This window comes from Streptacidiphilus carbonis (genome assembly GCF_000787775.1).
Lineage (GTDB): Bacteria > Actinomycetota > Actinomycetes > Streptomycetales > Streptomycetaceae > Streptacidiphilus > Streptacidiphilus carbonis.
Genome location: NZ_BBPM01000036.1, coordinates 1 through 7911, shown reverse-complemented (window position 1 = coordinate 7911; position 7911 = coordinate 1). Strand labels below are relative to the sequence as shown.

The window sequence follows — 7911 nt, the reverse complement described above, 5'->3', positions numbered from 1 at the left end:
TCGATGGACCACCTGACCCGGCACCGGTTCGACCGGTCGGCGACAGTGCTGCTGGCGTTCGTGATGAGCGCCGCCGCGGCCGCCGCCGTGGTGGGCCGCCGTACCGCTGCGGTCGCGGAGGCCCCGGCGCCGGCCTCCGGGGGCGCGCCCGCGCAGGCCCCCGCGCCGGAGGAGGAGCCGGAGGGACCGGAGGGGCCGTCCGGTATGGCATGATCGTCCGCGGCTGGGGAGCTGACGCTGGGGGACAGTTGTGTCCGATGGGTCCACGGAGCGGTTCGGCGACGCGCCGATGTGGTTCGAGCGGCCGGCACTGCGCTGGGTCGAGGGCTTCCCGGTGGGGAACGGGCGGCTCGGGGCGATGGCCTGGGGGAGTCCGGGCGAGTGCCGCTTCTCGGTGAACGAGGAGACCTTCTGGTCCGGCCCCAGGCGTCTGGAGCCGCCGGTGGTCGCCCCCGGGTTGATCGGGGCGGTCCGGGAGGACCTGCGGGCCGGACGGTTCGTCGCGGCGGGGCAGCGGCTGCAGGCCGCCCAGGGCCGTTCCAGCGAGGCCTTCCAGCCGGTCGGCGACCTGGTGCTTCGACTGGCGGGTGATCAGGGTGTTTACCACGGACGCGAGTTGGACCTTCGGAACGGGGTGGCCCGGGCCGGCTGGGGTGGGGTCCGGCAGGAGGTGCTGGCCAGTGCGAGCAGTGGGCTGCTGCTGATCCGGCTGGAGAGCGACGACGTCGGCGGGCTCGACGGCGAGCTGGTCTGGGAGAGCCCGCAGCTGAGGCAGGAGTCCCGGCCCTGGGGCGCCGACGGACTGGCGCTGCTGCTCACCGCGCCGTCGCGGGTGGGCCATGGCGCCGACTGGCAGCCGCTGGTCGAGCACGAGGACCATGCCATGCGCGCGGCCGCGCTGGTCCGGGTCCGGGTGGAGGGCGGCGGGAGCGCCGAGCCGGGGGAGCGGGGGCTGCGGCTGCGCGGGGTGCGCGCGATGACGCTCTTCGTGGAGGTGCGCACCGGGTTCGAGCGCTGGGACCGGGAACCGGCGCGCGGTCGGGAGGAGTGCCTGGAGTCGGCCGCGGCGGGGATCGAGGCGGCCTACGGGCGCCCCTGGGAGAGCCTGCGTGCCGAGCACTGCGCCGAGCATTCGGAGCGCATGGACCGGGTACGGCTTCGACTGCACGCCCCCGGGAGCAGCGAGCGCCCGCTCGACCTGCGGCTGCACGCCCGCGCGGCCGGGGCGGCGGACGAGCAGCTCGCGCCGTTGCTGTTCGACTTCGGCCGCTATCTGCTGCTCGCCTGCTCGCGTCCCGGACCGCTGGCCCAGCCCGCGCACCTGCAGGGCCTCTGGAACGACCAGGTCACCCCGCCGTGGAACTGCGAGTACACGGTGAACATCAACACCCAGATGAACTACTGGGCCGCCGAGACCACCGCGCTGTCCGAATGCCACGACCCGCTGCTGCGGCTGGTCGCGGACCTCGCCGAGGCGGGACGGGGTGTCGCGGCCCGCCTCTACGGCGCGGACGGTTGGGCCTGCCACCACAACACCGACATCTGGCGCGGCAGTTGGCCGGTCGGGGAGGGGGCGGACGACCCGATGTGGTCGCACTGGCCGATGGGCGGCCTCTGGTTGGCACTGCACCTGGCCGAGCGCTGGGAGTTCGGTCGGGACCAGGAGTTCCTGCGCGCCACGGCCTGGCCGGTGGCGGCCGGGGCGGCCCGCTTCGCCCTGGACCTGCTGACCGAGGACGAGGGGGGGTTCCTGGTCACCGGCCCGGCCACGTCCCCGGAGAACCGCTTCGCCACCCCGGCGGGACCGGCCTCCGTCGACCTGTCCACCACCATGGACGGCACGTTGCTGCGCGAGCTCTTCGCTTTTCTGCGGGACTCGGCGGAAGCGGCCGGGGCGAGCGCCGACCCCGCCCTGCTGGAGCGGATCAGGGTCGCGCTGCCGCGGCTGCGCCCGCTGCGCGCCGACTCACGCGGACGGCTGCTGGAGTGGCACACCGAGCGGGAGGAGACCGAGCCCCACCACCGCCACCTCTCCCATCTGCTGGGGGTGTATCCGGGCCGCAGCCTCACCGATCCCGTCCTGCGCCAGGCCGCCCGCCGCAGCCTGGAGGCGCGCGGCGACGAGGGCACCGGCTGGTCCACGGCCTGGAAGATCGGCCTGTGGGCCAGGCTCGGTGACGGTGCGTCAGCCCGTCGGCTGCTCGGGGTGATGCTGCGTCCGGTGGTCGGCGGGGGCGACGCCGGCGGGGTGTACGAGTCGCTGCTGTGCGCCCATCCGCCGTTCCAGATCGACGGCAACCTCGGCGCCACCGCCGGGATCGCCGAGATGCTGTTGCAGTCCCACGGCGGCGCGGTCGACCTGCTGCCGGCGCTGCCCCCGGAGTGGTCCTCCGGCGAGGTGTGCGGACTCCGCGCCCGGGGCGGGGTCACCGTGGAGCGGCTGGGCTGGAGCGGCGGCGTGCCCACCGGGGTACGACTGGTCGCGGCTCGGCCGACGACGGTCCGGCTGCGTTGGCGCGACGCCAGGGGTGACCTGCGGGAGCAGCAGCTGACGGTGGATCAGGGCGGTCATGAGCTGGTCCCGTGAACGACCGCGGGGCCGGGCTCTCATCAGCGCCCGGCCCCTTGCGATCACGGTGAGGAAGGGGGCCGCCCGCTTCCCCTCAGAGGCGGGCGGCCCGGCCGGGACCGGGGGGAGGCACCTCCCACGGTCCCGGAGTCTCGGGCTGGTGGATCAGCCGGTCACCCCGGTGAGGGTGAAGGCCGCCAGTCGCAGTTCGCCGGTCAGGACCAGGTGCAGGTCGTGCACCCCGTCCAGGCGCTGGGCGAGCGGGGTCTCGACCGTGGTCCAGTCGTAGCGGCCGCCGGTGGACGGCACGGCGACGGCGGCCAGCAGGATGCCGGAGCCGGGGGCGCCGGCCCACAGCTCGAGCAGCGCCTCGCCGGGGGCGGTGCGGGACACCTCGACCCGCAGGGCCGCCGCCCCGTCCAGCGAGGTGCGGTGGAACACCAGCGAACCGGCGTCGCCGGGTGCGGGGGTGACCGCGTCGCCGTCCTTGCGGGTGGCGTCCACCAGGGCCAGGCCCGCGTAGTCGTCGAAATCGGCGGCCAGGATGCGCCGGTCGACGGCCACGCGGGGGCCGGGGGCCGGGCCGGTCACGGCCAGCGGCGCGGTCAGGGCGGCGGACCCGGAACTGCGGCCGACCAGCACCTCGTAGTCGCCGGGGTCGGTGGTGAAGCCGCCGGTGACCACGTCCCAGTGGGCCAGCGCGGAGGCCGGGAGGGTGAACCGGAGCTCACGGCTCTCCCCGGCCGTCAGGCGGGCCTTGGCGAAGTCGGCCAGCCGAAGGCAGGGGGCCTGGTAGCGGGCGTCCAGGGCGCGGACGTAGAGCTGGACCGTCTCGGTGCCGGCGCGCCCCCCGGTGTTGGTGAGGGTGACGGCCACCTCGACGGAGCCGTCCTGGTCCACGGCCGGGGCGGAGAGCCGCAGGTCGGAGTAGCCGAAGCCGGTGTAGGACAGGCCGTGGCCGAAGGGGTAGAGCGGGGCGGCGCGATGGTACTGGTAGGTCCAGCCGGCCTTGATGATGTCGTAGTCGAGGCGCTCGGGCAGCTCGTCGTCGGCCCGGTACCAGGTCTGCGGCAGCCGGCCGGCCGGGTCGGCCGCGCCCAGCAGCACGGCGGCGACGGCCCGGCCGGTCTCCTGGCCGCCGTGCGAGGTCCACACCACGGCCGGGAGGTGCTCCTCGGCCCAGTCGACGGCGTAGGGGTAACTGCTCATCAGCAGCAGCGCGGTCTGCGGCCGGGCGGCGGCGACGGCGCGCAGCAGCGCGTCCTGGGCCGGCGGCAGGGTGGTGGACTCGCGGTCCTGGGTCTCCCGGCCGTTGATGTGCGGGTCGTTGCCGAGCACGACCACCGCGGTGTCGGCGGCGGCCGCCGCTGCGACCGCCTCGGCGACGCCGTCGCGCACCGTCTCGCGCTGCCAGTGCTCGGCCTGCTCGGCGGTCTCGGCGGTGAGCGCGATCCGGCCGGTGGCCGGGTCGACTACGGCGCAGCGGCCGCTGTGGACGGAGCGCAGCACCTCGGTGCCGTCGGGCTGGGGCTCCAGCCGGAAGGTCTCGTGCACGTCCCAGCCGTTGGGCTGGAGCTGGTCGGCGGCGAGGGACTGGTCCTCGTCCTTGAGGCTGACGTAGCGTCCAGTGCGGACGTTGCGCAGCGTCAGCACACCGCTGCCCCAGTCGAAGAGGTCGAACGCGGCCTCGTCGCTCTCCTTCCGGGCTTCGTCCTGCTGGACTTCGGCGTCGTGGGCTTCGGCTTCGGGCGCCTGCATCGGGCCCCAGGGGTCGAACAGCGGGACGGCGAGCAGGGCGCCGGTGCTCGCGGCGCGCAGCACGATCCGGTCCACGCCCTCGACCCGGACCACCTCGCCGCCCTGCGCGCCGACCGCGGCGCCCAACCCGGCGGCGACGGTGACCTGGTAGGGCATGGTGCCGCTGTACCAGTCCTCGAACAGGGTGTCGGCGAGCGGACCGATCACGGCGACCCTGCGGACGCTGTCCCCGGCCAGCGGGAGCAGCGGGTCCGCGCCCGGACGGCCGTTCTTGAGCAGCACGATCGACTCGGTGGCGGCGCGCAGCGCCAGCGCGCGGTGCTCCGGGGAGTCGACGACGTCCCAGCCGATGCCGGTGTACGGGTCCAGTGCCGGGTCGAACTCGCCCAGTCGGAAGCGTATCGACAGCTGGCGCCGGACCGCCGCGTCCACGTCGGCCTCGCTGATCAGGCCGCGGCGCAGCGCCTCCTGCATCCGGCCGAAGGTGGTGGCGGTGTCCTCGCCGTGGTCGGTGAAGCTGTCGATGCCGGCCTTCAGGGCGGCGGCGTGCGACTGGGCGTGGTCGTCGAAGTAGTCCTCCAGGTCGACCAGGTTGGAGGGGGCCTCGGCGTCGCTGACGATGAACAGCTCCTGCCCGGTGGGCTCGGCCCAGCGCCGCAGTTCGGCCTCGATCAGCGGACTGACGTGGCAGGGGCGGCCGTTGACCAGGTTGTACGCGGCCATCACCCCGGTGGCCGAGCCGTTGGCGATCGCGGTGCGGAACGCGGCCAGGTCGTACTCGTGCAGCACCCGGGGCCGGAGGCCGGAGGAGGTGGTGTAGCGCTCGTCCTCGTTGTTGTAGCCCAGGAAGTGCTTGAGGATCGGCGCGGTGCGCAGATGGACCGGGTCGTCGCCGGCCATGCCGCGGCAGAAGGCGTCGCCCAGCCGGGCCGAGTGCACCGGGTCCTCGGAGTAGCCCTCCTCGTTGCGGCCCCAGCGCGGGTCGCGCAGCAGGTTCACCACCGGGGCCCAGCCCTGCAGGCTGTTGCGGCCGGTGCCGACGACCGGCGGGCGGTGGTAGTGGAAGGCCCGCTGCTCGATCGAGGTGGCGGTGGCCACCGCGTGCACCAACTCCTCGTCCCAGGTCGCGCCGAGGCCCACGGCCTGCGGAAACGTGGTGGCCGGGCCCAGCCAGGCGACGCCGTGCAGGGTCTCGGTGCCGGTGCGGAAGGAGGCCAGGCCGAGGCGCGGCACCTCGGGGGAGTACTGGTGCAGCATCGCCACGCGCTCGTCCAGGGTGAGCCTGGTGAGCAGGTCCTCCACCCGCTCACGGACCGGGAGCGCCGGGTCGCGGAAGGGGAGCTGGTCGGGCGCGGCGGCGGTGGGCTGCGGCTCGGTGGGCAGGGACGTGGAACTCACGTGGTGAACCCCTTGGAAGGTGTCAGGGAGAGGGCGGCGCGGCCGCGGTGGTCCGGCAGGCGGTGGTCTGTGATGGTGAAGCGTTTCGAAAGTGGCACGGGCCCGTCCATGTGTCAACCGTGTTGCCGCCACTTCCCGGGATCGGCGGGTACGGCCGGCGCCCAGCTGGCCTGGTCGGCCATCGATTCCTACCTGACCTGCAGGGACTATGAGTTGACGAAACATTTCGGCGGTTCCGGAACCAACCTGAATTGGGTTTGTTCATCCTCTTGTCGAATCGGTAACGCGTCGTTAGTCTCACCGCAACGTCGAAGCGCTTCAACACCTGGCTTCGCAGATTTTGACTGGCAAACCACCGACCAGCACGCATCGGACCTCAAAGGCGAAGGGCCGCCCCACCATGAGCTTCCAGATGAACCGCAGATCACTCCTGAGCTCCGCCGCCGCCGTGGCAGGCGCGGCCGTGGCCGCTCCGCTGCTCTCCGCCTGCGGCGGCGGCAGCAGCGCCGCCGGCAAGGGCGGAACCAGTTCCAAGACCGGCCTCGCGGCGGCGCTTCCGACCTATGTCGCCAGCAACTCGGTCTCGGCGGACATCCCCTCGGTGAACGGCGCGGTCGGCACCCAGACCGACCCCGGCTTCCTCACCTACCCGGCCACCCAGGCGAAGACGGTCTCCGGGGTCCCCGGCAAGGGCGGCAGCTACACCGCGGTCACCCCGCTCTGGGGCACCGTGCCGGACCCGGGCAACTCCTTCTACCAGGCGATGAACAAGGCCCTGGGCGTCAACCTGACGATGAAGCCCGCGGACGGTGTCAACTACGCCACCATCATCCCGACCATGACGGCGGCCAAGAAGCTCCCCGACTGGATCCAGCTGCCGACCTGGTGGAACTCCAACTTCAACGTCGGCGAGCTGGTCGGCAACCAGCTGGCGGACCTCACGCCCTACCTGGCCGGCGACAAGATCAAGCAGTACCCCAACCTCGCCGCCATCCCCACCGGGGCCTGGATCGACGGGGCCTGGGAGGACAAGATCTACGGCATCCCGTCGTTCGCCAGCGGCTTCGCGGTCCCCGGGACCACCTTCTTCCGCCGCGACGTCTTCGACGCCAAGGGCATCACCGCGGACCAGGTGAAATCCGCCGCCGACCTCTTCGCCCTGGGCAAGGAACTGACCAACGCCAAGGGCGGCGTCTGGGCCTTCGACGACGTCTGGACCTACCTGTTCCCCTTCTGGGGAGTGCCGAGCAAGTTCACCGTCACCGACGGCAAGCTGGTCCACAAGTACGAGATGCCGGAGTTCCTGGAGGCCCTGGACTGGCACTACAAGCTGGCCAAGTCCGGCTACATGCACCCCGACGCGCTGGCCGGCAACAACAACGACGCCAACACCCGCTTCTACGCCGGGCACACCCTGATCGGCGGTGGCGGTATGGGGGCGTGGAACCTCGGCGACGCCCAGTCCGGGGTCGCGGCGAACAAGAACTACCGCCGCGGGGCCTTCGGCATCTTCGCCGCCGACGGCAAGTCCACTCCCAGCACCTTCCTCGGCACCAACACCTCCGAGGTCAGCTACTTCAACGGCAAGCTGTCCAAGGACCAGATCCTGGAGCTGCTGGAGGTCGCCAACTACCTCGCCGCGCCCTTCGGGTCGGCCGAGTACACCATGATCAACTACGGTGTCGAGGGCACCCACTACACCATGGTGAACGGCGTTCCCACCTACACCGACGCCGGGAAGAAGTACGTCCAGCAGCAGACCTACCCGTTCCTGGCCACCGGCCGGCAGGTGATCAGCAACCCGGGCGCGGACCAGGTCACCAAGGACTACGCCGCCTGGCAGGCCTCCGCCTCCCAGCACGTCTACAAGCCGGTGTTCCTCAACATGAACATCACCGTGCCGACCCGCTTCGCCACGGCGGACGCCGCCCAGGCCGTCGAGGACACCATCAAGGACTGCTACCACGGCATCAAGAAGGTGTCCGACGTGCAGGCCGCGGTCTCCTCCTGGAAGTCCAGCGGCGGTACCCAGCTGATCCAGTGGTACTCGGACAACGTGCTGGCGAAGTACGGGACCGGGCAGTAGGCAGCGGGCCCGGAGGAGAGAGGAAGAGCCAGTGGCAGCAACAGTAGCCACCGAGCCGGGCAAGCCCGGCTCCGCCAGACCGCGCAGGGGCAGGAGGAAG

At 72.5% G+C, this 7911-nt stretch carries 3 protein-coding genes and 1 pseudogene; 3 read left to right on the top strand and 1 reads right to left on the bottom strand.

Annotated features, from left to right (window positions below; translation table 11 throughout):
- Together TR46_RS24910 and TR46_RS24905 are read left to right on the top strand one after the other, a co-directional pair.
- A pseudogene (locus TR46_RS24910) lies at positions 1-213 on the top strand (hypothetical protein); the annotation flags it as partial.
- A 37-nt stretch (positions 214-250) separates the two neighbouring features.
- Positions 251-2587: a glycosyl hydrolase family 95 catalytic domain-containing protein gene (locus TR46_RS24905; protein ID WP_084718900.1), complete on the top strand. Its 2337-nt coding sequence runs from the start codon at positions 251-253 to the stop codon at positions 2585-2587.
- Positions 2588-2734: 147 nt separating this feature from the next.
- Here the strand turns inward: TR46_RS24905 and TR46_RS24900 are convergent, their stop codons facing one another.
- A complete protein-coding gene (locus TR46_RS24900) occupies positions 2735-5725 on the bottom strand; it encodes a glycoside hydrolase family 3 protein (RefSeq protein ID WP_236655488.1) in 2991 nt (996 codons plus the stop codon).
- Between the two features lie 400 nt (positions 5726-6125).
- Here TR46_RS24900 and TR46_RS24895 point away from each other — a divergent pair, with 400 nt between their 5' ends.
- The gene (locus TR46_RS24895; RefSeq protein WP_152626662.1) at positions 6126-7811 is read left to right on the top strand and encodes a type 2 periplasmic-binding domain-containing protein; all 1686 of its coding nucleotides are present in this window, start codon (positions 6126-6128) and stop codon (positions 7809-7811) included.
- The last annotated feature ends 100 nt before the right edge of the window (positions 7812-7911 follow it).